This window comes from Nonomuraea sp. NPDC052265 (genome assembly GCF_044547985.1).
Classification (GTDB): domain Bacteria; phylum Actinomycetota; class Actinomycetes; order Streptosporangiales; family Streptosporangiaceae; genus Nonomuraea.
In genome coordinates, this window is sequence record NZ_JBIUBJ010000006.1 from 295,051 (window position 1) to 317,997 (window position 22,947).

23 protein-coding genes are annotated in these 22,947 nt (G+C 74.4%); 11 read left to right on the forward strand and 12 right to left on the reverse strand.

The window, feature by feature from the left end; genetic code table 11:
• Positions 1–81: 81 nt before the first annotated feature.
• From ACIHAD_RS20785 to ACIHAD_RS20795, 3 genes are read left to right on the forward strand one after another with little or no spacing between them, the layout of a single operon-like run.
• Entirely contained in the window at positions 82–858 is a 777-nt protein-coding gene (locus tag ACIHAD_RS20785; RefSeq protein WP_397356145.1) for a carotenoid biosynthesis protein, read from the forward strand.
• Positions 840–2,279, forward strand: coding sequence for a phytoene desaturase family protein (locus ACIHAD_RS20790; RefSeq protein ID WP_397356146.1), 1,440 nt, complete (start codon positions 840–842; stop codon positions 2,277–2,279). The genes ACIHAD_RS20785 and ACIHAD_RS20790 overlap by 19 nt, the downstream gene beginning before the upstream one ends.
• A 53-nt stretch (positions 2,280–2,332) precedes the next feature.
• On the forward strand, positions 2,333–3,457 hold the full coding sequence (locus tag ACIHAD_RS20795; RefSeq protein ID WP_397356148.1) for a glycosyltransferase: 1,125 nt from the start codon (positions 2,333–2,335) through the stop codon (positions 3,455–3,457).
• On the opposite strand, the gene ACIHAD_RS20800 is transcribed toward ACIHAD_RS20795, so the two are convergent.
• Positions 3,411–4,004, reverse strand: coding sequence for a glycerol-3-phosphate acyltransferase (locus tag ACIHAD_RS20800; protein WP_397356149.1), 594 nt, complete (start codon positions 4,002–4,004; stop codon positions 3,411–3,413). The two genes, ACIHAD_RS20795 and ACIHAD_RS20800, sit on opposite strands and share 47 nt — an antisense overlap.
• On the opposite strand from ACIHAD_RS20800, the gene ACIHAD_RS20805 reads away from it, so the two are divergent.
• Entirely contained in the window at positions 3,976–4,683 is a 708-nt protein-coding gene (locus ACIHAD_RS20805; RefSeq protein ID WP_397356150.1) for a spheroidene monooxygenase, read from the forward strand. The two genes, ACIHAD_RS20800 and ACIHAD_RS20805, sit on opposite strands and share 29 nt — an antisense overlap.
• Positions 4,684–4,688: 5 nt before the next feature.
• On the opposite strand, the gene ACIHAD_RS20810 is transcribed toward ACIHAD_RS20805, so the two are convergent.
• The 3 genes from ACIHAD_RS20810 to ACIHAD_RS20820 are packed head-to-tail and all read right to left on the reverse strand — an operon-like array spanning position 4,689 to position 8,004.
• On the reverse strand, positions 4,689–5,657 hold the full coding sequence (locus ACIHAD_RS20810; protein ID WP_397356151.1) for a phosphate acyltransferase: 969 nt from the start codon (positions 5,655–5,657) through the stop codon (positions 4,689–4,691).
• Positions 5,654–6,553 (reverse strand): phytoene/squalene synthase family protein, encoded by a 900-nt coding sequence (locus ACIHAD_RS20815; RefSeq protein WP_397356152.1) that lies wholly within the window; start codon positions 6,551–6,553, stop codon positions 5,654–5,656. The genes ACIHAD_RS20810 and ACIHAD_RS20815 overlap by 4 nt, the downstream gene beginning before the upstream one ends.
• Positions 6,550–8,004 carry a phytoene desaturase family protein gene (locus ACIHAD_RS20820; protein WP_397356153.1) on the reverse strand — a complete coding sequence of 485 codons (1,455 nt, stop codon included), beginning with the start codon at positions 8,002–8,004 and terminating at the stop codon, positions 6,550–6,552. The genes ACIHAD_RS20815 and ACIHAD_RS20820 overlap by 4 nt, the downstream gene beginning before the upstream one ends.
• Before the next feature lie 249 nt (positions 8,005–8,253).
• On the opposite strand from ACIHAD_RS20820, the gene ACIHAD_RS20825 reads away from it, so the two are divergent.
• The 4 genes from ACIHAD_RS20825 (at position 8,254) to ACIHAD_RS20840 (ending at position 11,577) form a co-directional block, all read left to right on the forward strand.
• Positions 8,254–9,192: a MerR family transcriptional regulator gene (locus ACIHAD_RS20825; protein ID WP_397356154.1), complete on the forward strand. Its 939-nt coding sequence runs from the start codon at positions 8,254–8,256 to the stop codon at positions 9,190–9,192.
• A gap of 90 nt (positions 9,193–9,282) precedes the next feature.
• Positions 9,283–9,771, forward strand: a complete 489-nt coding sequence (locus tag ACIHAD_RS20830) for an RNA polymerase sigma factor (protein WP_397356155.1) — start codon at positions 9,283–9,285, stop codon at positions 9,769–9,771.
• Between the two features lie 45 nt (positions 9,772–9,816).
• The gene (locus ACIHAD_RS20835; protein ID WP_397356156.1) at positions 9,817–10,992 is read left to right on the forward strand and encodes an alpha/beta hydrolase family protein; all 1,176 of its coding nucleotides are present in this window, start codon (positions 9,817–9,819) and stop codon (positions 10,990–10,992) included.
• Between the two features lie 48 nt (positions 10,993–11,040).
• Positions 11,041–11,577 carry a hypothetical protein gene (locus tag ACIHAD_RS20840; protein ID WP_397356157.1) on the forward strand — a complete coding sequence of 179 codons (537 nt, stop codon included), beginning with the start codon at positions 11,041–11,043 and terminating at the stop codon, positions 11,575–11,577.
• Positions 11,578–12,114: 537 nt separating this feature from the next.
• On the opposite strand, the gene ACIHAD_RS20845 is transcribed toward ACIHAD_RS20840, so the two are convergent.
• From ACIHAD_RS20845 to ACIHAD_RS20855, 3 genes are all read right to left on the reverse strand, one after another.
• Positions 12,115–12,765, reverse strand: a complete 651-nt coding sequence (locus tag ACIHAD_RS20845) for a hypothetical protein (RefSeq protein ID WP_397356158.1) — start codon at positions 12,763–12,765, stop codon at positions 12,115–12,117.
• A 121-nt stretch (positions 12,766–12,886) separates the two neighbouring features.
• Positions 12,887–13,483 carry a cadmium resistance transporter gene (locus ACIHAD_RS20850; RefSeq protein ID WP_397356159.1) on the reverse strand — a complete coding sequence of 199 codons (597 nt, stop codon included), beginning with the start codon at positions 13,481–13,483 and terminating at the stop codon, positions 12,887–12,889.
• Between the two features lie 570 nt (positions 13,484–14,053).
• Complete coding sequence (locus ACIHAD_RS20855) at positions 14,054–15,016, reverse strand: LysR family transcriptional regulator (protein WP_397356161.1); 963 nt, start codon at positions 15,014–15,016, stop codon at positions 14,054–14,056.
• A 136-nt stretch (positions 15,017–15,152) separates the two neighbouring features.
• Between ACIHAD_RS20855 and ACIHAD_RS20860 the strand changes: the two genes are divergently transcribed.
• Both ACIHAD_RS20860 and ACIHAD_RS20865 read left to right on the forward strand, forming a co-directional pair.
• Complete coding sequence (locus ACIHAD_RS20860) at positions 15,153–16,394, forward strand: MFS transporter (RefSeq protein WP_397356162.1); 1,242 nt, start codon at positions 15,153–15,155, stop codon at positions 16,392–16,394.
• Between the two features lie 24 nt (positions 16,395–16,418).
• The gene (locus ACIHAD_RS20865; protein WP_397356163.1) at positions 16,419–17,054 is read left to right on the forward strand and encodes a cysteine hydrolase; all 636 of its coding nucleotides are present in this window, start codon (positions 16,419–16,421) and stop codon (positions 17,052–17,054) included.
• A 24-nt stretch (positions 17,055–17,078) separates the two neighbouring features.
• Here the strand turns inward: ACIHAD_RS20865 and ACIHAD_RS20870 are convergent, their stop codons facing one another.
• Together ACIHAD_RS20870 and ACIHAD_RS20875 are read right to left on the reverse strand one after the other, a co-directional pair.
• Positions 17,079–17,867, reverse strand: a complete 789-nt coding sequence (locus ACIHAD_RS20870; RefSeq protein WP_397356164.1) for a hypothetical protein — start codon at positions 17,865–17,867, stop codon at positions 17,079–17,081.
• Between the two features lie 42 nt (positions 17,868–17,909).
• Entirely contained in the window at positions 17,910–18,734 is an 825-nt protein-coding gene (locus ACIHAD_RS20875) for a phytanoyl-CoA dioxygenase family protein (RefSeq protein ID WP_397356165.1), read from the reverse strand.
• A 102-nt stretch (positions 18,735–18,836) separates the two neighbouring features.
• Between ACIHAD_RS20875 and ACIHAD_RS20880 the strand changes: the two genes are divergently transcribed.
• Complete coding sequence (locus ACIHAD_RS20880; RefSeq protein WP_397356167.1) at positions 18,837–19,658, forward strand: helix-turn-helix domain-containing protein; 822 nt, start codon at positions 18,837–18,839, stop codon at positions 19,656–19,658.
• On the opposite strand, the gene ACIHAD_RS20885 is transcribed toward ACIHAD_RS20880, so the two are convergent.
• The 3 genes from ACIHAD_RS20885 to ACIHAD_RS20895 all read right to left on the reverse strand — a co-directional run bounded on the left by ACIHAD_RS20885 (position 19,618) and on the right by ACIHAD_RS20895 (position 22,817).
• The gene (locus tag ACIHAD_RS20885) at positions 19,618–20,733 is read right to left on the reverse strand and encodes a sensor histidine kinase (protein ID WP_397356168.1); all 1,116 of its coding nucleotides are present in this window, start codon (positions 20,731–20,733) and stop codon (positions 19,618–19,620) included. The genes ACIHAD_RS20880 and ACIHAD_RS20885 overlap by 41 nt on opposite strands.
• Positions 20,726–21,421, reverse strand: coding sequence for a response regulator transcription factor (locus ACIHAD_RS20890; protein WP_397356169.1), 696 nt, complete (start codon positions 21,419–21,421; stop codon positions 20,726–20,728). Before ACIHAD_RS20890 ends, ACIHAD_RS20885 begins: the two co-directional genes overlap by 8 nt.
• A 175-nt stretch (positions 21,422–21,596) precedes the next feature.
• Positions 21,597–22,817 carry an MFS transporter gene (locus tag ACIHAD_RS20895; RefSeq protein WP_397356170.1) on the reverse strand — a complete coding sequence of 407 codons (1,221 nt, stop codon included), beginning with the start codon at positions 22,815–22,817 and terminating at the stop codon, positions 21,597–21,599.
• Positions 22,818–22,947: the final 130 nt, after the last annotated feature.

Genomic DNA, 22,947 nt, shown 5'->3' on the forward strand with positions numbered 1-22,947 from the left:
ACCCGCTTCATCCCCGTACCCGGCTCGCGGTCCGGCCGGGGACGTGCAACCCCGGACGCGGCACGTGCGAAAACCAGGTATGTGGAACGGACACCGGGCCGGCAGGTGACGGGTGCGGCCCCGAGGCCGGCACGCGCGCTCGGCGTGCTGTCGGTGCTGTCCATGATCGGCTGCCAGGTGGCGTCGGGGCTGGACGCGCGGCCCGAACGGCTCACCGGAGTGATCGTCGTGCTGCTGGCGACGTGCGCCGTGGCCTTCGCCGCGGACACCTGGGGGGCGGCCAGGGCGGCGGCGGCCTTCGCCGCGGCGGCGCTGACCGGGTACGCCGCCGAACTGGCCGGGCTGCTGACCGGATTCCCGTTCGGCTCCTACAGCTACAGCCAGGCGCTGTGGCCGCAGGTGGCCGGTGTCCCCGTGGTGGTGGTGCTGGCGTGGGGCGGCATGGGGCTGGCGGCGTACGCGGTGGCCGTGGCGGTGGTGCCGTCCGGAGGGGTGGCCCGGGTGTGCGCGGGCGCGGGCGCGCTGACGGCGTGGGACCTGTTCCTCGACCCCCAGATGGTCCGGCTCGGGATGTGGACGTGGGCGCGTGAGGGCTTCTACCGCGGCGTGCCGCTGAGCAACTTCGCGGGCTGGCTGCTGGTGTCGGCGCTGGTCATGGTGGCCGTCGGGCGGATCGCCGGGGCCACCGCCCCGGCGCGCGGGCTGCTCGCGCTCTACACGGTCATGGCGGTGATGGAGACGGTGGGCTTCGCGGCGGTGTTCGAGCCGCCCGACCCCCTGGTCGCCGCCGCCGGAGGGATCACGATGGGCGCGTTCGCCGCGCCGGCCTGGAGGCGGTCATGGCCGAAGTCACGGTGATCGGCGGCGGGGTGGGCGGCATGGCGTGCGCGCTGCTGCTGGCCCGTCAGGGGCACGAGGTGCGGCTGTACGAGCAGTCGCCGCGGCTGGGCGGCAAGCTGGCCGAACATCGGCGTGACGGCTTCACCTTCTCCCTCGGCCCGTCGCTGCTCACCATGCCGCGGGTGCTGCGCGAGCTGGGGCTCGACCGCGAACTGGTCGAGCCGGCGCTGCTGTGCCGCTACCGGTTCGCCGACGGCACGGTCCTGGACGCCCACCGCGATCCGGGGCGGATGGCCGCCGAGGTGGAACGGCTGGCACCGGGGGAGGGACGGGCCTGGTCGGCCTTTCACGCCTGGGCCGAAGGCTGTCTGCGGGCGGCGGAGCGGACCGTGTTCGCCGGGCCGCCGATCCGGCGTCAGGGAAGGCCGCGCCTGTCGGACCTGACGGCGGTGGCCCCCACGCGCACGCTGGCCGGGCTGGCGCGGCGCTACTTCCGAGATGCCCGGCTTCGCCAGTATGTCGGGCGCTATGCCACGTACGCGGGATCGAGCCCGTACCGTGCGCCGGCCGCGCTGGGCTGCGTCCCGGCGCTGGAACACGGGCAGGGCGTCTGGTACGCGCCCGGCGGCCTGGCCCGGCTGGCCGACGACCTGGCGCTGCTGCTGAAGGCCGCCGGAGTGCAGATCTTCCTGTCCGAGCCCGTCGCCGCCGTCGAGGCCGACGCGTCCAGGGTCACCGGCGTACGGCTGGCGAGCGGACGCGGCGTGCGGGCCGACGTCGTGGTGGCCAACACCGACGCCGCCGCCCTGTACGGACGCCTGTCCCCGGACCGGCGGCGGCTGCGCCGGATCGCCCGGCTCGGGCCCTCCTCCTCGGCGTTCCTGCTGCTGGCCGGGGTGGACGGGCGCACGCCCGGTCTGCCGCATCATTCGGTGCTGTTCTCGGCCGACCACGAACGGGAGTTCGCCGACATCTTCGACCGGCGGCGTCCGCCCCTCGATCCGACGGTCTACGTCGGCTGCTCGGCGGTGGACGACGCCTCCCAGGCCCCGGCGGTGGCGGAGAACTGGACGATGCTGGTCAACGTGCCCGCCCGTGATCCGGCGCGATGGGGGATCGGGGTCGAGGCGTACCGGGACCTGGTGCTGGAGCGGCTGGCCGGGCGCGGCTGCGACCTGGCGGGCCGGCTGCGCTTCGTCGACGTCTTCACCCCGGCGGACCTGCGGGACCGTTACGGCGCGTGGGGTGGCGCGATCTACGGCAGCGCCTACCGCGGCAGGCTGGCGTCCTTCGCCCGGCCGGGCAACCGGGGGCCGCGGCGCGGGCTGTACCTGGTGGGCGGCTCGGCCCACCCGGGCGGAGGTCTGCCGATGGTGACGCTCGGCGCCCGCATCGTGGCCGGCCTGGTGGCCCGGGACCTCGCGGGCGGCCCGCGGTGAGGCCGTCGGCCCGGGACCTCGCGGGCGGCCCGCGTCCTCGCGGGCGGTTCCCGTTGAGGCCGGTCCGGGCCGCGCTCACCGTCGCGCAGGTCGCGGCGGCGGCCGTCGTGGTGGCCCGGCTCGCCCGGGGACGGCGGCGGCTGCCCGCGCTCCTGCCGCGTCCGGCCGCGGACGAGCCGGTCTCCGTGGTGATCCCCGCGCGGAACGAGGAGGCCAGGATCGGGCCGTGCCTGCGCGCCGCGCTGGCCGCCCCCGCCGTCCGCGAGGTGATCGTCGTGGACGACGGCTCCCGCGACGGCACGGCGAAGCTGGCCGCGTCGCTGGGCGCCACCGTCGTCCCCGCCGGGCCGCTGCCGCCCGGATGGGTGGGAAAACAGTGGGCGCTGCGCCAGGGGGTGGCCGCCGCCCGGTCCGGCGTGGTGGTCACGCTGGACGCCGACGTCCGGCCCGCGCCCGGCCTGTTCGGGGCGCTGGCCGCCACCCTGGACCGGTACGACCTGGTCAGCGCCGGCCCCCGCTTCATCTGCGACGGCGCGCTGGAGCAGGCCCTGCACGCCTCGATGCTGGCGACCCTGGTCTACCGCTTCGGCCCCGTCGGCCCGCCGAGCCCCCCGCCGCCGCACCGGGCCATCGCCAACGGCCAGTGCATGGCCTTCCGGCGGGCCCGGATGACCGAGGCGGACGGCTTCGCGCTCGTCCGTGACCGGATGACCGACGACGTGGCGCTGGCCCGCCGCCTGGCCGGACAAGGCTGGTCGGTGGGCTTCCTCGACGCGGGCGGCCTGCTGGAGGTCGACATGCACGACTCGGCGGGCGAGCTGTGGCGCGAGTGGGGGCGTTCGCTGCCGCTGGCCGACGTGACCGGCCCCGGATGGCAGGCGGCCGACCTGGCGGTCGTCTGGCTGACGGCGGCGCTGCCCGTCCTGCGGCTGGCGTCGGGCCGGCCGACCGGCCTGGACCTGGCGCTGGTGGCGCTGCGCGTGTCGCTGGCCGCCGCGCTGCGGGGCAGCTACCGGCGGCCCGGCGCGGGGCTGCTGCTGTCGCCGCTGCTGGACCCGGCGGCCGCGTTCCGGCTGACGCAGGCCACCGTACGGCCGGTGCGCAGATGGCGCGGACGCACCTACGGCGAGGTCAGCGGCGGCCGGCCAGCGCGGCCTGCCCGAAGCGGAGCCCGATGAGGCACATCAGCCCACCGGTGGCCGCCACCAGCTCGGCGGGCATGAACAGCAGCTGCAACAGCGGGATCCCGAACACCGCCAGCCGCGCGCCCGCCGCGAACGACCGCGTCACCAGCGCCGCCGGCGCCAGCGCCACCACGGCCAGCGCGAACGCCGGCGGGCAGATGACCGCGACCCCGCCGGCGAAGGTCAGCACGCAACGCCCGCCCCGGAACGCGGCGAACAACGGCCAGGCGTGCCCCGCCATGGACGCCGCCACGGCCGCGTACACCGGCGCCACGCTCGTCCCGGAGACCACGCCGAAGGCGGCGGTGTGGCCGCCGCCGACCAGCAGCCCCGCCAGGGCGGCCAGAGCGCCCTTCAGCGTGTCGCCCGCGAAGACCGGTACGCCCGCCCGCCGCCCGAGCTGCTCCTTGACGTTCCAGTACCCCGGGTTGCGGTCTCCGACGTCGCGTGGATCGACGCCGTGCGCCCGCGCAGTCAGGACCGCGACCGGCACCGAGCCCAGCAGGTAGCCGATGACGACCGACACGAGCACCTCAACCATCGCGTCGTTCCACCTCGTCCGGTACGGCGGCAGGGGGGCGATGAAGCACATGGCCTTCGACCGGCCGCTGCTGCGCCGCGCCGGGGGCCCGCGGTTCTGGAGGCTGCTCGGCACCGGCAGCGGCCGATCGATGTCGCTGGGGGCCGACCTGCGGCGCTGGGCGCTGTTCGCCGTCTGGCGCCGGGAGGAGGACCTGGAGGAGTTCCTGCGGAGCTCGCCGATCGCCTGTCGCTGGCGGGCGGAGTCGTCGGAGTACTGGCAGACCCGGCTGGCGCCGCTCGCCTCGCGCGGCGCCTGGGCCGGCCGTGACCCGTTCGACGGCGTGACGGCCCGGGACGACGGCGGACCCGGCCCCGTGGCGGTGCTCACCAGGGCCTCCATCCGGCCCAGGCGCCTGGTCGCCTTCTACCGGTCGGTCCGGCCGGTCGAGGAGCTGCTGCGGCGGCAGGACGGTTGCCTGGCCTCCGTCGGCATGGGGGAGTGGCCGCTCGCCCGGCAGGCCACCTTCTCGCTGTGGCGCGACCGGCGGGCCGTACGCGCCTTCGCCTACCAGGGGCGGGCCCACCGGCGGGTCATCGAGCAGGTACGGGCACACGACTGGTACGCCGAAGAGCTGTTCGCCCGCTTCGTGCCCTACGCCAGCGAGGGCACCTGGGACGGGCGCGACCCGCTGAGCTGACCCGCTCATCCCGCCGCCGCCGTCGTCACGATCCCGGCCGCCGGATCCCGTCCCGCCAGCGTGTGGGCCACCACGCAGGCGCGGGCGATCGTGGCCGCCCGCGAGGAGCCGTGCGCGACCACGACCGTGCCGCGCAGGCCCAGCAGGACGGCCCCGCCGTGCGTCCGCGGGTCGTAGCGGCCCGCCACCTCGGCGAGCCGGTCGGGGGAGGCGATGCCGGCGCGGGCGACCATGGTCAGCGCCGTGCGCACGCAGCCTTCGACGTTCTTGAGCACGACGTTGCCGGTGAAACCGTCGGTGACGATCACGTCCACCGTGCTGGCCAGGACGTCGTGCCCTTCGACGGGCCCGTGGAAGCGCACCGGCAGCCCGCCGAGCAGCTCCTCCGCCCGGCGGGCCAGCCGGTTGCCCTTGCCCGGCTCCGCGGCGATGGACAACAGCCCCACCACCGGGTCCTCCACGGCGAGCACGGCCCGCGCGTACGCCACCCCGAGCTGCGCGAACTGGGCCATCATGGCGGGACTCGGGTCGGCGATCGCGCCGGCGTCCACCAGCACGCTCGCCCCGCCCGCCAGGGACGGCAGCGCCACGGCCAGCGCGGGCCGCAACACGCCGGCCGCCCGGCCGATGCCGCGCACCGCGCACGCGACCACCGCGCCGGTGGATCCGGCCGACACCAGCGCCCCGCCCTCGCCCCGTCCGACCAGCTCACAGCCGATCGCCAGGCTGGAGGCGGTCAGCGCGGTCGCGCCCGCCCCCCGCTCGGTCATGGGCACGGCGTCCTCGGCGTGGGCCACCGCGATCTCCCCTGTGGCGCCGTGCCGCCGCAGTTCCTCGCCCAGCCGCGCCCGCGGGCCCACCAGGACGACGGGCACGCCGTGTTCGCGGCGCGCCCGCACCGCCCCCGCGATCACCTCGGCGGGCCCGTGGTCGCCGCCCATCGCGTCCAGGACCACGGGGGCCGCGCCGGTCACGGCAGCTCCACCCGGACGCGGCGCTCGGCCCTGCCCGACCCGGCGGAGGCCAGCAGGTGACGGGCGAAGACGGCGGCCTTGCGGCGGCGCGGCACGCGCACCCGCCCGGCCAGGACGTCGAAGCCACGGCGCTCGATCTCGGTGAGGATGCCGCCGTACAGCTCGAAGGCGGCGCGCACGCACGGCCGCGAGGAGGGGACGAGCAGGCCGATCCCGTGGTCGGCGGCGCGGTAGTGGTCGCGGGCCCGCCCGGCCTCGTAGGCCAGCAGGTCCCGCACCGCCCGCCGGGCGCGCCGCTCGCCCAGCATGCCGGGCACGACGCCGAACTTGTCCAGGTCCTCCAGCGGCAGGTAGACGCGGCCACGCGCGAAATCCTCGGCGACGTCGCGCAGGAAGTTGGTGAGCTGGAAGGCCAGGCCGAGCTGGCGGGCGGGCTCGCGGGCCCGTTCCTCGTGGCCGGGCGCGGGTTCCAGCAGCGGCAGCATCATCGTGCCGATCGCGGCGGCCGACCCCGACATGTAGCCCAGCAGGTCGTCGTAGGTCGCGTAGCGCCGTACGGACAGGTCGGCGCGCATCGAGGCGAGGAAGGCGCGGACGTCGCCGTGGTCGATGCCGAACGAGTGCACCGTGTGCAGGAACGCGGGCAACATCGGATCGCCGGTCGCCGTCCCGGCCAGTCCCGCTTCGACCTCGGCGGACAGGTCGTCGAGGGCGCGGGCGCGGTCGCCGGTCATGGCGAAGGAGTCGACGATCTCGTCGGCGTACCGGGCGAAGCCGTACAGGGCGTGCACGTGCCGTCGTTTCCACTGCGGCAGCAGCCGGGTGGCCAGGTAGTAGGAGCGGCCGTAGCGGGCGTGGAGCCGGCGGCAGCGTTCGTAGCTGGCGGTGAGCGTCAACGGGCCTCCTTCAGGATGCGTTCGGCGGCGAGCCGGCCGGAGATCAGCACCGGAGGGATCCCGACGCCGGGCGCGGTGTACATGCCGGCGAAGTGCAGTCCGGGCACCCGCCGGGCGACGGCCGAGGGCCGCAGCCACGCCGTCTGGGTGAAGCGGTGGTCCAGCGCGAACGGGGTGCCCGCGCTGTGCCCGCGCGCGGCCCAGGCGGGCGGGTCGAGGACCAGCCGGGGCGCGTCCGTGAGGTCGCCGTAGCCGAGCGCGGCCAGGCGGCCGAGCAGCCGCCTCTCCAGCTCCGGCCGCAACCGGTCCCAGTCGGCGGTCCGCAGGTTGGGCGCGGGTTCCAGGACGCTGAGCGTGGCCCGCCCGGCCGGGGCCGCCTCGCCGTCCGGCTCGGGATGGGTGATCAGCAGGCTGGGATCCGGTTGCGGACGGCCCGCCGCCAGCGCCGTGAAGGTCTCCCGCCAGGCGCGTCCGAAATGGAGGGTGTGGTGGGCCTGGCCGTCCAGCGGACGGTCCAGGCCCACGTGCAGCACCAGGCAGGAAGGGGAGTGGTGGGGGCGACGCAACCGCCAGTCGGCCGCCGCGCCGGGCAGCAGCCGCCGGGCGGCCAGGCGGTCGCAGGCCACCACCACGTGCCGCGCCGCCAGCCGTTCGCCGTCGGCCAGCAGGACCCCGGTGACGCCGTCGGAGTCGGTCTCGACCTTCTCGGCGCGGGCGCCGTAGCGGATGTCCGCGCCCAGCTTCTCCAGCAGGGCCGCCATGGCCGCCGGTATGGCGTGCATGCCGCCGCGCTCGGGGAAGTACACGCCGCCGACGGTGTCCATGTGGGCGATGACGGCGTAGATGCCGAGCGCGCGCTGCGGGGCGAGCCCCACGTACAGGGACTGGAAGGTGTGCGCCTTGATCAGCCGCGGGTCCCGCAGGTGCCGGGCGGCCAGGCTGTCCAGCCGCCGGAAGCCGCCCAGCCGGGCCAGCCGGAGCAGCGCGGCCGGCCGGGCCAGGGCGCGCAGCCGGCTCATGTCCGCGTCGATGAACACCGGCCACTCCACCCGGAACAGCTCGTCGAGCAGCCGCCGGTAGCGGTCGTAGCGCACCGCCTCGGCGGGCCCGCACACCGTCCGCACCTGCTCGGCCATCGCCTCGCGCTCGGGCAGCACGTCCAGCCGTGATCCGTCGTCGAAGACCAGCCGGTAGGAGGGGTCCAGGCGGCGCAGCGGCAGCCAGTGCCGCAGCTCCTGCCCGGCCGCGCCGAAGACCTCGGCGAGCACGCCGGGCATGGTCAGAACGGACGGGCCGGTGTCGAACCGGAACGCGCCGAGCCGGGCGGTGCCGCAGCAGCCGCCGGGCTCGCCGAGGGCTTCGACCACGCTGACCTGACGGCCGGCCGCCGCCAGACGGACGGCCGCCGCCAGGCCGCCCAGCCCGGCCCCGATGACGACCACGGGACTCATCGGACGCCCTCCCCGGTGGACGGAGCGTCCGGCTCACGCGCGTTCCCGGCCTGCGAGGTCACCGTGTCCATGCACGCAGCTCCTTCTGTCGCTATGAAAGCCTTCGTGGCGGGAGCCCGCCCGGTTGCACCCGGCCCGCGACGGCGGCCACCGGACAAGGGGATCGAGCCGGACTCGCCCGGCCCTGCGCCCAAGGACCCCGTAATCACGAAAAGATAGGCGGACACGTCGAGCGGCAGCGGGAACACCATGGACGAGGACACACCGGTCAGCGAAGGGGACGCGGGGTTCGGCATCGGGGCCGTCTCCCGGCGCCTGGGCATCCCCGCGCCGACCCTGCGCACCTGGAACCTGCGCTACGGCCTGGGCCCCAGCCGCCGCAGCCCCGGTGGCCACCGCCGTTACGGCGCCGCCGACGTGCGGCGGCTGGCCGAGATGAAGCGCCTGATCGCCACCGGGCTGGTGCCGGCCGAGGCCGCCAGACTCGCCCTGTCGCTGCCGGACACGCCCCCGCCGCCCGCTTCCCCCACACTTTCCGCCGCGCCTTCCCCCACGCCGCCGCCTACGGGCGGGCGGTCCGGGGCGCGGCCGGCCGTCGCCGCGCTGGCCCGTGCCGCGATCATGCTCGACGGCCGCGCCGTCTCCGGCCTGATCGAGGAGACGCTGTCGGCACGGGGGGTGGTGTGGACGTGGGAGCACCTCGTCCTGCCCGCCTTCGACACCGTCTGCCGGGATCAGGACGAGACGGGAACCGGCATCGACGCCGAACACCTGCTGTCCGGCCACCTCCAGGCGGCGCTGCACCGGCTCGCCGGTGACGTGCCGCCGCGGGCGGACGACCGGCCCGTGCTCCTGGCCTGCGCCGAGGAGGAGCAGCACAGCCTGCCGGTGCACGCCCTGGCCGCCGCGCTCGCCGAACGAGGCGTGCAGACCCGCGTGCTCGGCGCCCGCACCCCCTACGGCGCGCTGGCGCACGCGATGCGCCGGCTCGGCCCGGCGGCCGTGTTCGTCTGGTCGCAGCGGGCGGCCACCGGTGACACCGCCCCTCTCGCGGACCTGCCCCACGTGCGTCCCGCGTGCCAGGTCGTCATCGGCGGCCTCGGCTGGCTGGGCCCGACGCCCTCGGGCGTCATCAGGGTGTCGACGCTGCCCGACGCCGTCGCATGCGTCATGTCGACCCTGATTTGAGCTGACCTTTCCCCCGATGAGCTTGTGACGCCGCCCCGCGCCTCGATATGAATAAGTTTTGAATAGGTTTTTGCGGTGAGGGGCAGGCGCATGGACACCAATGACGAGGAAGCGCTCGGCGAGTGCTACCGCACGCACGCCCCCTCCGTGCGCTCCTACCTGCGCCGGTTCGTGCCCGCCCAGGAGGTGGAGGACCTGCTGCAGGTCGTCTTCGCCGACGTCTGGCGCTCGCGTCAGCGCTACGACCCCGCCAGGAGCCAGGCCGCGTGGGTCTTCGCCATCGCCCACCGTCGCGCCGTCGACCACCTGCGGGCCCGCCGGTTGCTGACCGTGCCGTTGCAGGAGGCCGGGGATCTGCCGGGGCGCGGGCGGCTCGCGCCGGACGAGCTCGGCGACCGCGACCAGATCGACAGGGCGCTCGCCGAACTGTCGGACGCCCAGAGGCAGGCCATCGAGCTGGCCTACTTCGCCGACCTGACCCAGCGGGAGATCGCCGACCACCTGCGCGTGCCGATCGGCACCGTCAAGGCCCGCATCTCGCGCGGGCTGCACCGGCTCTCCGCTCTGCTGCGGAGCTGAGCTTCGATGTATACGCCGTAAACGTTCATGGTTTACTGTGTATACATGAGGACGTCGCGAATACGGGAGAAGAGCGTCGGGAAGGCGGATGCCGGGCGGCGGACGCGCCGGGGCCGGCGGTGGTGGATCGCGGGCCTGGCGATCGTCGTCGTCCTGGCCGGGGTGACGGGGTTCGGGGCCTGGTTCGGCAGCGACCAGTCGATCGGCGTCGTCCACTACGGCACGGGCAACACCGAGGTGCTGGCCGTGCGGGGCGACCTGGTGACGCTCACGCAAACGCCGGAGACCGGCAAGCCGGGCGCGTACTGGCTGGAGTGGACCGGCTCGTACGCCATGCTGGGAGACGTCGTCTCCCGCGCGCCGGGCCGGGTGACGCGCAAGGTGCTGCGCGGTTCGACCCCTTCGGTGGGCACGCCCGGCTACTTCGGCAACGTGCCCCCCGGCGACCCCCAGGTGGCCTGGGGCATCGGCTACACCGAGATCATGGTCCCCACCGAGCTCGGGCCCGCCCCGGCCTGGTACGTGCCCGGCGACGGCGACACCTGGGTCGTCGCCGTCCACGGCCAGAACGGCCGGCGCAAGGCGGAGCTGAAGATCCTGCCCGCCGTGCACCGGCTGCGGCTGCCCTTCCTGGACATCAGCTACCGCAACGACGAAGGCGCGCCGCCCTCGCCCGACGGGCTGCTGCACCTGGGCGACTCGGAGTGGCGCGACCTGGAGGCCGCCCTGCGCCAGGCCCAGATGATGGGGGCACGACGGTTCGTCCTGTACGGCACCTCGATGGGCGGCCAGATCGTCGGCCAGTTCCTGGACCGGTCACCGCTGGCGAACCTGGTCGACCAGGCCATCATGGACGCCCCCATGATCGACGTGGGCATGACCGCCGAACAGGGCGCCAAGAACCACCACCTGCCCGCCTTCATAGCCGGACTGTCGAACCAGGTCGTCCGGTGGCGCACCGGCGTCGATCTGGACAGGCTCAGCCTGATCCGGCATCCGCCGCGCGTCCGGCCGCCGCTGCTGCTGATCCACACCCTTCCCGACACCGACCACCCGATCCAGGAGGCCTACGGCCTCGTGGCCGCGGGCAGGCGCCTGGGATGGGAAATCCAGTTCGAGCCGTTCGGGCAGGGCGCGCACACGGAGGCGTGGAACGTCGACCGGCCTCGCTACGATCGGCTGGTCGGCGACTTCCTTGCGCGGAATGTCACGCGGAGGTGAGGTCGCCTGTCACCAGGTCCACCCGAACCGTTTCAGATGGAGATAACGATGATCAGGCGTCTTGCCCCGGCTGTGGCGTTCGTGCTGTTACCGGCCCTCGGTGCGTGTTCCGCGCCGGCCAAGGAGCCGATGCTCAAGGATCCGGCGCGATGGCCGCTGGCGAAACTGGAGGAGCTTCCCCGTCCTGCCGGGCTGCCTCAGGAGGCGGAGCGGGCGCTGGCGCGGATCAAGGTCGGCTCGATCGGCCTGACCGCGTGGATCAACTCCTCGGGTCTGTGCGGTCTGACCGGCCCTGGGTGGAGCATGAACGCCGACCTGACCAAATCCGACATGGCGGAGCCCACGCAGGAGGACGGCTTCTCCGGGCCCGGGGAGCCGCAGGTCGGCGGCGCCCAAGAGAGCAAGGTCACGCTGTTCTGCACCCCCACCAGGATGCTGATCAGGGTCGAGGGGGAGACCTCGAAGCCGTCCGTCTCGGGCAACGCGGTCGCGCAGATCTACCGCGGCGGCCTCAACGCCGTCGTGGGCACGCCGGAGGCCCGGCGGGAGTCACTGCCGGGCGCGACCGTGACCCCCGCCGGATAGCGGCCGCCCGGCTCACGCGCGCGTCTCCTGGAAGGCCCTGCGGTATTCGGTCGGCGCCGCCGACCGCGCGGGTGAAGTGGCGCCGGAGGTTGCCGGCCGAGCCGAGCCCGCACTCCTCCCCGACCCGCCGCTGGGGGGCTTCCTCGCCGCGGACGCGCTGGACGTGCCGCTGACGGAGGCGTCACCCAGCCGCTGCTGCGCCGCGCGGGCCGCCTGGAGCCGGTGAGCTGGCCCGAGGCCCTCGACCACGTGGCCCGGGGGCTGCGGTCGCGGCCGGCGGGCCCGCTCTTCCACGGCATGGCGCACGTGCTGCTGGCCGAGAACCTGATCGACGCGGAGTTCCTGCGCCGCAGGGTGACCGGCCTGCCCGAACTCGCCGCGCTGCTGGCCGGGTGCCCGCCCGAATGGGCCGCCGGCGTCACCGGCGTGCCCGCCGCCCCTCACCGGCGACGGCGCCGAACGCCGCTTCCTCGAACGCCGCCTCACGGAACTGGCGGGCGGACCAGACCCGGGCTGAGCGCCGATCCGGCCGGGGGCTCACGCGTCCCCGGCCGGATCGGCGGGCTCCGCGGCCGGTGTGATCTCCAGCAGGGGTGCGGCCCCGCCGGCGAGCTCACGTCCCCGGTGCAGGGCGTGGTCGAGCTGCCTGGCCAGGATTGGGAGGGTCGCCGGCGGCAGGTACGCGTCGGCGCCGGCGTCGAGCAGGCGCCGGACCGGGCCGTCGTAGCGCACCCCGAGCTCCGGGTCCTCGATCTCGGTGACGACGACGCGCGCGTCCGGGAACATCGACCGGAGCCCGGCGATCAGCTGCGGGCTGCCGGCGGGCACCAGCAGCACGTCGGCCGTCGTCGGAGCCGCGTGCATGTCGAGCACCACGTAGTCGGCCCCGAGCTGGGTGGACAGCGCGACGCGGGCGGCGTTCGACAGCTCCATCGCGGTGGCCACGACGGTCACGCCGTCATGGTTGATCGGCGGCGGGTCGTCGGGCTCGTCCGGCGCGGCGCGATCGACGACCGCGCCCCGGACCACGTCCACGGTGCTGGAGATCGTCGCGATGGACGCGCCGTCACGCGTGAGGACCAGGCTCTCGCCGGGTTCGAGGGCGTCGATGAGCGCCACGACGTCCTCGGGGACGCGTCCCACGTCGATCCGCTGCGCCGGACGTGGGACGCGCCCGCGCGTCACCATGCCCGGGATCCGCACGCGCCGCCCGACCGGATGAACACCCCGAGCCCCCTTCCGATGCCGTGATCTTGTTGGATGCCGCCACGGGACATTTGGTTCGGGGACCCGCCGGAGTTCCTCGGCCCTACAACCCGAAGGCTCCGCCCTCGACGAGGATGAGCAGGCCGACGCCGATCAGCACCACGGGCAGCAGGACGTGCCCCCACCGGCTCAGGGCCCTGGCGACGAGAGGGCGGGTGGCGAAGAACCGTCCGGCCGCGCACCACACGGCGACCAGGACGAGGAACACGATGACGTGCACGCTCGTGCCGCCCGGCCCGGCGGTGGCGAAGACCGGCACGTACACGCCGATGTTGTCGCCGCCGTTGGCGAAGGTGACCGCGGCGACCTCCAGCGTCCTCGGCCCGCCGGCCCGCCCGCCGGAGGGTTCGTCGTCGTCGCGGTGGTTCCTCCACGCCTGCCAGGCGGCCTTGACGCCCAGCGCGAGGGGGAGCAGCCCCAGGTACGGGACGAGCTGCTCGGGCAGGAAGGTCGCCCCGAGGCCCGCCGCCACGGCCACCGCCACGAGGGCGAGGAAGCCCAGGTACTGGCCCGCCACGATCCGGACGGCGGCGCCCCGCCGGCCCGCGCCCTGGGCGAAGAACAGCGCCAGGATCAGGATGTCGTCGATGTTGGTGACGGCGAACAGCCCCGCGGCCTGCCCGACGATGCCCAGGTTCACCGGAGGGGGTGCTCCTTCTGTCCGGGGGTGCCCGGAAAGACCTTATCGGGGCGGGCGGCCCGCTCCTGCGGGGACGTCCTCCCGACGCCCGCCCCGCCCGGCAGCGGCAGCGCTTCCCCCACGCCTTCGGCGTCCCGGACCGGCCGAGGTCCTGTTGGACACCGCGCCGGAGCTGTTCCGCTGTCGTCCACCGGAAACCCACCGAACAGAGGAGACCAGCATGTACGCACGCGCCGCACTCGCCACCACGGCCGTCATCGTCGCCGGGGCCCTGTCCCTGCTCGGCCGCCGGCGCAGACCGGCCCGGACCCCCACCACCGGGCCGCGGCGGCGGACGGCCCCTGCCGGGCGGAGCAGACCCACCGCGTCGGCGGCTCGGTCATCAAGTACGAGCAGTTCGGGGCGCGGTCCGTCTGCCCGGCGGGCACCTACCAGCACTGGCACCAGGTGCACATCCGCTGCGGGATCGAGCCGGAGCGCCCCGGGCCCCATGGTGGGAGGCACGTCCGTCTCCGAGGAGTGGTGCCCCAAGAACACCCTGCTCCAGGACTACTGGGTCACCCAAGGACCTCAGGAAGGCTGAACCGGCCCGCGACCGTCCCCGGCCCGTGCCCACGCCGGGACCCAGGTCCCGGCGGCGCGGCGACCGGCCGCCGTGGCGGCGAGGTGGGCGCGGAGGGTGGCCAGCGCCGGGTGCGGGTTGTCGCGGTGCCACAGGAGCGAGTGCGGGTAGACGGGCACGGGATCGGTCACCGGGACGCGGCGCAGGCCGTGGCCCGCGGGCCAGACGAGACGGGTCCGGTCGCCCATGAACGTGGCCAGCGCCGGGGTGTCGGCGACGGTGTCGAGCAGCGCGTCGGAGCCGAAGTTGGGGCCGGTCGCCTCGATGGTCAGGCCGAACTCGGCGACGAGGTCGTCGTAGTAGGCGGTCCACTCGGTCCCGGGGGCGAGGCCGGGCATCCAGATCCGGTGCCCGGCGAGCCGGGCGAGCGGCACCGACCGGGCGTCGGCCAGCGCGTGGGCCGGGCCGGTGAGGAGCTGGAGGGCCTCGTCGATCACCCAGGCGGACTCGACGTCCTCGGGCAGCGGGCGGCCGGGCATGGCGACCGCGCGGAAGGACGCGTCGATCGTGCCGGACCGGATGGCGGCCACGGCCGTGTCGACGTCGAACAGCATCACCACGTCGAGGTCGACGTCGGGATGAGCGCGGTGGAAGCCGCGCATCAGGCCCGACCCCGCGCTGCGCGAGGCGAGCACGTCGACGCGCAGCGGACGGCTGCCCGCCCGCACGGACGCGACCGCGCGCTCGGCGACCCGGAGCAGCTCGCGGGCGTGGGGAAGGAACGCCTGCCCGTCGATGGTGAGCTTCGTGCCGCGCGGGGTGCGGGTGAACAGCCGCACCCCGAGCGTGCGTTCCAGGGCGGCGACGCGCTTGGAGACGGCCTGCTGGGTGACCGCCAGGTCGGCGGCGGCCTCCTGGAACTGCCCCGCCTCGGCGGCGGCGACGAAGGTCCGGACGGTGTCGAGATCCATGCGGGACACTCTACGGATACAACCAACGGTTGTGCCGCACTGCCTCCACGGTTGTTTGATCTCCTGGTACACGGCCCGATTTGATGCTTCCGATCGCGGATCGGTTGTAACGGGCGAGTGACGAGGAGTGTCGGACATGAGAAACGGGCACCGGTTGGGCCGGCGGTTCGGCTGGCTGTGGGGGGCGTACGGCACCAGCGCCCTCGGCACGTGGCTGGCCTTCGGCGCGTTCCCGTTGATCGCGGTCCAGGTGCTGCACGCCGGGCCGGCGCAGGTCGCGGCGTTGTCGGCCGTGGGCGCGGCGGTGGGCGCGGCCGTGGCGGTGCCGCTGGGCCCGTGGGTGGAGTTCCGCCGCAAGCGGCCCGTGCTGATCGGGGCGGACCTGGTGCGGTTCGCGGCACTGCTGACGATCCCGGCCGCGTTCGCGCTCGGCGTGCTCACCTTCGTCCAGCTCCTGCTGGTGTCGGTCGTGGTCGCGGCGGCCGACATCACCTTCCGCGCCGCCTCCGGGGCCTACCTCAAGACGCTGCTGCCGGCCGAGCACCTGCTCGTGGCGAACGCCCGCTTCGAGTCCACCACCTGGACGACCACGATCATCGGGCCGCCGCTGGGCGGCGCCGCGATCGCACTCCTCGGCCCGGTCGCGACGGTGGTGGCCGACTCGGTCAGCTATCTGCTGTCGGCCCTGGGCGTCCGCGCGACGGGCGGCCACGAGCCGCGCCCCGAACGCCGGGAGCCCGCGCGCATGCGCGCCGGGGACCTGCTCGACGGCTGGCGGTACATCCTCGCCGACGCCACGCTGCGCCCGCTGTTCTTCAACACGGCCCTGTTCAACGGGCTGCTGATGGCCGCCGACGCGCTGCTGGCCGTCCTGATGCTCGGCCGGCTGGGGTTCACCTCGTGGCAGTACGGTCTCGCCTTCGCCGTGCCCGCGATCGGCGGGCTGCTCGGGTCGCGGCTGGCCCGTCCGCTCGTCACCAGGTTCGGGCAGCACCGCGTCCTGGTCGTGACCGGGACGTTGCGCGCGATCTGGCCCGTCGGGCTGGCCTTCGTCGGGCCGGGCACCGGAGGGCTGCTGCTGGTGATGGCCGTCGAACTCGGGCTCATCTTCTGCTGCGGCGTCTTCAACCCCGTCCAGGCCACCTACCGCCTCGAACGCACCGCGAACGACCGCATCACCCGCACGCTGTCGGCCTGGTCGGTGACGACCAAGGCGGCGACCGCGCTGCTGACGGCCGCATGGGGCCTGCTGGGCGGCCTGCTCGGCCCGCGTACGGCCATCGGCCTGGCCGGCGTGCTGCTGCTGGCGACCCCGCTGCTGCTTCCCCGGCGCGCCGCGGCGCCCGTTCCAGAACCGGTGCCCGCACCCCACGCGTAGTCCCCTCATCACCAAGGAGAGAACATGACCGCCACACCCCTCACGCTCGACCCGCGGACGGCCGCGCTGCTCGTCCTGGACTGCCAGCAGGGAGTGCTCGCCTCGCTCCCCGGCCTGGACGACCTGCCGGCCCGGGTGGCCGGCGCGGTCGCCGACATGCGGGCACACGGCGCCGTCATCGTGCACGTGCGGCTCGGGTTCACCGACGCCGACTGGGCGGCGATCCCGTCCGCCAACAAGACGTTCTCCTTCATCGGGCACCGGCGGCTCCTGCACCACGCCGACCCCGCCACGGACTTCCACCCACGGCTGGCTCCCGAGCCCGGGGACGTCGTCGTCCGCAAGACCCGGGTCGGCGCGCTGTCCACGACGGACCTCGACCGCCGGCTGCGGGATCGCGGGGTCACCGCGCTCGTCGTCGCCGGCCTGACCACCAGCGGCGCCGTCCTGTCCACCCTCACCGACGCCGCCGACCGCGACTACGGGCTCCACGTCCTGTCCGACGGCGTCACCGACCCGGACCGGCAGGCCCACGAGACGCTGATGACCACCGTGTTCCCGAGAATGGCCCACGTCATCGACACCGCCGGTCTGCGCTCACTCCTGCGCGAGGGGCGACAGGACCAGGCGGACACCGGCCATCCTCGCCCACACGCGTGAGGAATGACGCGTGCCGCCGGACCGTCACTCCGGGATCACCGCGCCGCTCCTGGTGCGCAGGGTGAGGACGCCGTCGTCGGTGGGCCGGAAGCCGAGTTCCCGCAGTTCGGGCGCGTCGATCGTGGTGACCACGCTCAGGCCGCCCGCCTCGGCCACCTCGCAGACCGCCATGCGCGCCAGCGCCCGGCGCACCTGTGACGGGACGCCGGGCCGGACGTGCACCACGTCGAGCCGGGCGCCGGTGTGCCGCTCGTCCTCCCAGGACGCGGCCGCCTGGCCGACGAACGGCTCCCCGCGGTCGTTGTCGACGTAGGCCTGCAACCAGCAGGCGAGCCTCCCCTCGGCGAGCAGCCGCCGGGGAACGCCGACGTCCAGCCCCTCCCCGGCCAGCCAGAAGCCGGCATCGGGGGAGGGGACGTCGTCGTCGAAGGGGACCAGGCCGATGTGGTACCCGGCCGGCCAGACGTCCGGAGCGTCACGGGTGTCCAGCAGGACGTGGCCGTCCCGGACCGTCCGGCGGCTGCGGCGGACCAGCCCGGTGTCGAGCTCCTCCATGAGCAGGAATTCGACGTCCGAGGCCCACTCGTCGGCCGAGCTCACCGGCAGACCGGTCCACGCGCTCTCCGGCGCCGCCGGGAACCCGACCCTGATGGCGTACGTGTTCGGGTCGCGCCGCCAGCGGAAGACCACCGACATGCCGTCGGCCTCCGCCACGACCGCCACCCCGGAGAACCCCTCGGTGACCGCGCCCGGACGCAGCAGGCGCGTCCTGACGGCTTCGAGTACTTCCGGCCGGGACCACTCGACTGTCACGTCCCCAGGCTGTCACAGCCTCCCGCGGACATGACCGTTCGGTCACCTGTCGCCGGGCTCCCCGGGGCAAGGGTCGCCGACCCGGACGCGCGGGACCGGGTAGAGCACCTTGCGACGCTGCTCGGGCAGTTGGCCGAGCCAGGACTCGTCGTAGACGTAGCCGTACCGGCTGCCCGCCCACACCGGGCCGTAGCGGTAGATGACCACGCGGCGCTCGCCGGGGTTGGTACGCGTGGAGCCGCCGTGCATGAGCCCGTCCACGAAGAGCAACGCGTCCCCCTTGTCCAGATGGACGGGGATCGCGCCCGGCAGGGTGTCCATGCGGTCGCCCTTGGCGTAGTCGCCGGCCAGCGGGTGCCTGAAGTTCGACTTGTGCGAGCCCGGCACCACCATGGTCGCGCCGTCGCCCTCGCCGATGTCGGTCAGCGCGAGGATGATGTTGACCTGGCCGCAGCGGAAGACGCCGTGGTCGTAGCGGTAGCCGCAGCGCAGGGCGGTGCGGTGACCGCCCGAGTGCACGGGGTGGTGCCCGCCCGACTCGCGGATCGAGGCGATCGTCTCGTCCACGAAGACGCCCGGGATGTAGCTGTCCTCCTCTCCCGCGTAGTGCTTGACCAGCTCGAACCAGCTCGGGTGGTCGACCAGCTCCTCGAAGGGCCGGCCCGCCGCCACCGCCTGGTGCAGCTCGAAGCCGGTCTCGGGGGTGTAGTCGCGGCGCTGGGCGCCCCGGTACCAGTCGCCCCTGCCGATGTGGCGCGGGAAGGCGTCGAACTCCTCGTTGAGCCGCCGCAGCAGATCCGTGTCGACGGCGTTCCTGAGGATCAGGTAGCCGTTGAGGTCGAACATGAAGTCGTCCAGCTCGGACATGGTGGAACCTCCGGGGGTGTGGTGAGATGCCGCCACTCTGCCTCGACGGCCTCATCCCGGTCATCCACCCGGAAGATCCGAGATGTCGCATATCCTCAAGGTGTGCGCTCACTCGCCCAGGTCATCGGCCTGCAGGCGTTCCATGTGACGTCGGGTCCCATGCCCCGCTCCCACATCCACCCCGAGATCGAGTTCAACCTCGTCCTGTCGGGCACGGCCACGTACGCGACCGTCGGCGGCGAGGTGGACCTGCCGCCCGGCCGCCTCGCCGTCTTCTGGGGCGGCTACCCGCACCGGCTCCTCACGGCCGAGGGCGTGGACTTCCTGTGGGCCACCGTCCCCCTCAGCGCCGTCATCGGCCACGACCCCCTGCGCGGCACGGTCGAGCGGGCGCTGTCCGGGGAGTTCCTGTACGGCACGGCCGCCGAAGGCGAGCACGACCGCTTTCTCATGGGCCGCTGGGATCAGGAGCTGCGCCACGAGCCGGCCCCCTCGGTGGCCGAGATCTGCCTGCTGGAGATGCACGCCCGGCTGGCCCGCCTGACGGGCGGCCCGCGCGAGGCGGCGGCCCCCGAGGCGGCGGCGGCCGGATCGGCCGAGCGGATGCTGGCCGTCGTCGCCCGCCGCTACACCGACAGGCTCTCGGTCGAGGAGATCGCCGAAGCCGCCGGAGTGCACCCCACCTATGCGGCCCTGGCCTTCAAGCGGGCCCTCGGCATGCCCGTCTGGCAGTACGTCACCCGGCTGCGGGTCGCCCACGCGTGCAGGCTGCTGCTGGTCACCGACTGGGGCATCGACAGGGTCGCGCACGCGAGCGGCTTCCAGACGAGGTCGGGCTTCTACCGGGCCTTCGGCGAGTCGGTCGGCCTGACGCCCACGGAGTTCAGGCGGCGGGCGGACGGCGACCGGGGGCGCCACCCGTGACCTCGGCCGGCAGGCGCACGGTGACGCGGAGACCGCCGGAGGGCCGAGGGGCGAGGACGAGGGTTCCGTCGTGCGCCCGGGCGATGCTGCCGACGATCGCCAGCCCGAGGCCGACGCCCGCGTGGTCACCGCGGACGCGGTCGGTGCCGCGCCGGAACGGCTCCACGAGCGTGCGGACCAGGTCCGGGGAGAGCTCGTCGCCGGTGTTCTCGACGGTGAGCGTCACCGCGCCGGGACGGACGGCGGTCGTGACCCACACCGTGCCCTGCCCGGCCAGGTTGTGGACGATCGCGTTGTGCACGAGGTTCGTCGTCATCTGGAGCAGGAGCGCGGGCGAGCCGGTGGCGGGGGTCAGGTCGCCGGCGGTCTCGACGGTCAGGCCGCGCTTCTCGGCCAGGGGCAGGAGCGTCTCGACGGCCTCTTCCGCGATCAGGGACAGGTCGACGCGCTCACGCGGGAAGGACCGCTGGTCGGCGCGGCTGAGCAGGAGCAGCGCCTCGGTGAGGTCGATCGCGCGGGTGTTGACCAGGTGGAGGCGGTTCACCAGCTCGGCGGGGTCGCGGGTGGGATCGGTGCGGGCCACGTCGAGGAGCGTCCGGGCGATCGTGAGGGGGGTGCGCAGTTCGTGGGAGGCGTTGGCGGCGAACCTCCGCTGCTCGGCGACGTGCGTTTCGAGCCGTACGAGCATGGTGTCGAAGGCGTCGGCGAGTTCGCGGAACTCGTCTCCGCGGCCCGGCAGCCGGATGCGGTGGGAGAGCGAGCCGCCGGTGGCCTTGCGGGCGGCGTCCGTGATGCGGGTCAGCGGGGCGAGCATCCGGCCGGCGAGCAACCACCCGCCCACGAGGCCGAACACCAGCAGGAACGCCAGCACGAGAGCCGCGACCGGAGCGAACGAACGCAGGATGACCGAGCGGTTGACCAGGAAGTCGCCGGTCGCGTACATCGCCTGATCGGGCAGGCCGCGCAGGTAGTAGACCCCCACGGCGCCGAGCAGAAGGGCGCCCGCGAGCATGAGGAACCCGGCGTAGCTGAGGGTGAGCTTGAGGCGGACGCTCAGGCCGGGGGCCCTATCCACGGTCACCGCCCTCGCGTCGGCTGCCGGGGGCCGGGTCGATGCGGTAGCCGACCCCGGCCACGGTGGCGATGACCCAGGGCTCGCCGAGGCGCTTGCGCAGGGCCGAGACGGTGATGCGGACGGCGTTGGTGAAGGGGTCGGCGTTCTCGTCCCACGCCCGTTCCAGCAGGGCTTCGGCGCTGACGACACCGCCCTCGGCGGCGACGAGGACTTCGAGCACGGCGAACTGCTTGCGGGTGAGCGCGACGTAGCGGCCGTCGCGGTGGACCTCGCGGCGGAACGGGTCCAGGCGCAGGCCCGCGATCTCGCGCACCGGCGGCCTGCTGTGGGCGCGTCTGCGGTCGAGCGCTCTGAGGCGGAGCACGAGCTCGCGGAGCGCGAAGGGCTTGGTGAGGTAGTCGTCGGCGCCCAGCTCGAACCCGGTGGCCTTGTCGTCGAGCCGGTCGGCGGCGGTGAGCATGAGGATCGGCATGCCGCTGCCGGAGGCGACGATGCGGGCGGCGATCTCGTCACCCGACGGGCCGGGGATGTCGCGGTCGAGGACGGCGATGTCGTAGGCGTTGACGTTCAGCAGCTCCAGGGCGGTGTCGCCGTCGCCGGCGATGTCCGCGGCGATCGCTTCCAGGCGGAGGCCGTCGCGGACGGCCTCCGCCAGATAGGGCTCGTCCTCGACGATCAGTACCCGCATACTCCTGAAGGTAGGGCCCGGGACCTATCGCCCGCGTATCGAGAACGACCTACGTACGGGCAACGGCCCGGGCCCGGTACGGCTCGGAACGGGAGGCCGCCGGCGACGGCTGCCCGCGCAGGTACGCCGGCCCCACCCGCGATCCGCGGATGCGGCGATGACCGGCCCGTCCGCCTCAGGTCAGGGGCACGCCGCGGTAGGCGCGCCAGAGGGCGAGGTCGTAGCCCAGGCCCAGGGCCGCGCCGAGCAGCAGCGGAGCCCCCAGCGCGGCCAGGGTGCCGGTCAGCATGGTGGTGGCGGCGATCGGCGCGACCGAGACGGCGACGCTGCGTGCCAGGCTGGTCATGCTGGCGGCGGCCACACGGTGGGCGGAGGGCACGACCGCGGCCGTGAACGCCTGCCGCGCCGGCACGTCGATCTTGGACACCGTCTGGCGGAGCAGCAGCAGGGTGACGGCGGTGGCCAGGTTCGGGGCGAACGGGATGCAGGCCAGCAGCAGGTTGGCCACGGTGTGGGGGAGCAGCATGGTGGCCAGCAGCCCGCGCCGGGCGGCCAGCAGGGGCGCGGTGAGCTGGGCCAGGGCCGGGAGCAGGTTGGCGGCGAAGAACACCAGGCCCAGTTGCGTGGTCGTCGCGCCGTAACGATGGGCGAACCACCAGGCCAGCACCGCCTGGACGGCCAGCCCCCCGGCCAGGGCGTCCAGGGCGGACAACCCCGCCAGCAGCCGGACCTGGCCGGACATCCGCCCACGACGCCGCTCCTGGCCGGAGGGCGCGGTCCGGGGCGGCTCGGCCTCCGGCGTCAGGTTCCAGAACAGGGTCACGGTGCCGGCGGCCAGGAGCGCGTACAGGGCGAAGGCGGCGTCGGGGGCCGACGTCCAGGGCTGGAGCCCGAGCGCGGCGGCGGCCAGGGCGCCCAGCGCGCCGGAGGCCATGGCGGTGACGTTGTAGCAGGTGAAGACGGACGTGTGCCGGGCCTGGGGGCAGGTCTGGGCGAGGATCGCCTGTTCCACCCCGGAGAAGGGCGTGTTGTCGTTGGTGGAGGGCGAGATCGTCCCGATGAAGGCGGCGGCGATCAGGACGGGGTAGGACTCGCTGAGCGCGAACACGGCGCCGGTCACCGCCATCAGGCAGCCGCAGGCGACCAGCGTCCGGCGCCGCCCCCACACGTCGGCGAACAGGCCGAGCACCAGGCTCGCGAACACCGATCCGGTGGAGGCCACGGCCAGCAGCAGACCGGTCTGCCAGGGGGCGTCGCCGTCCTGGGTGAGCAGTTCGGCGAGCAGCACGCTGGTGCATCCGTAGCCGAAGGTCCGCAGCGCCCGCGCGGCGATGACCAGCAGCCCGTTGCGCCCCAGTTCGACCGGAAACAGGCTCCTGGCCTGCATGTTCGGCATGGGACATGGTGCCGCGGATGGCGCGGCGGGCGCGCCGCGAACACGCGAAGACGCCCGACAATCTTCCTGGACGGAGGCCCGGCGGGGCGGTCAGGTGGCGGGCGCGAGGTGGACGTCCACGTCGGTCGCG

Coding starts and splice junctions, on each gene's coding strand:
- ACIHAD_RS20820 (WP_397356153.1), bottom strand. CDS start 8,004: ATGAGTCCCGTGGTCGTCATCGGGGCCGGGCTGGGCGGCCTGGCGGCG.
- ACIHAD_RS20860 (WP_397356162.1), top strand. CDS start 15,153: ATGAGAAACGGGCACCGGTTGGGCCGGCGGTTCGGCTGGCTGTGGGGG.
- ACIHAD_RS20855 (WP_397356161.1), bottom strand. CDS start 15,016: ATGGATCTCGACACCGTCCGGACCTTCGTCGCCGCCGCCGAGGCGGGG.
- ACIHAD_RS20790 (WP_397356146.1), top strand. CDS start 840: ATGGCCGAAGTCACGGTGATCGGCGGCGGGGTGGGCGGCATGGCGTGC.
- ACIHAD_RS20890 (WP_397356169.1), bottom strand. CDS start 21,421: ATGCGGGTACTGATCGTCGAGGACGAGCCCTATCTGGCGGAGGCCGTC.
- ACIHAD_RS20840 (WP_397356157.1), top strand. CDS start 11,041: ATGATCAGGCGTCTTGCCCCGGCTGTGGCGTTCGTGCTGTTACCGGCC.
- ACIHAD_RS20835 (WP_397356156.1), top strand. CDS start 9,817: ATGAGGACGTCGCGAATACGGGAGAAGAGCGTCGGGAAGGCGGATGCC.
- ACIHAD_RS20875 (WP_397356165.1), bottom strand. CDS start 18,734: ATGTCCGAGCTGGACGACTTCATGTTCGACCTCAACGGCTACCTGATC.
- ACIHAD_RS20825 (WP_397356154.1), top strand. CDS start 8,254: ATGGACGAGGACACACCGGTCAGCGAAGGGGACGCGGGGTTCGGCATC.
- ACIHAD_RS20830 (WP_397356155.1), top strand. CDS start 9,283: ATGGACACCAATGACGAGGAAGCGCTCGGCGAGTGCTACCGCACGCAC.
- ACIHAD_RS20800 (WP_397356149.1), bottom strand. CDS start 4,004: ATGGTTGAGGTGCTCGTGTCGGTCGTCATCGGCTACCTGCTGGGCTCG.
- ACIHAD_RS20895 (WP_397356170.1), bottom strand. CDS start 22,817: ATGCCGAACATGCAGGCCAGGAGCCTGTTTCCGGTCGAACTGGGGCGC.
- ACIHAD_RS20845 (WP_397356158.1), bottom strand. CDS start 12,765: ATGGTGACGCGCGGGCGCGTCCCACGTCCGGCGCAGCGGATCGACGTG.
- ACIHAD_RS20805 (WP_397356150.1), top strand. CDS start 3,976: ATGACGACCGACACGAGCACCTCAACCATCGCGTCGTTCCACCTCGTC.
- ACIHAD_RS20865 (WP_397356163.1), top strand. CDS start 16,419: ATGACCGCCACACCCCTCACGCTCGACCCGCGGACGGCCGCGCTGCTC.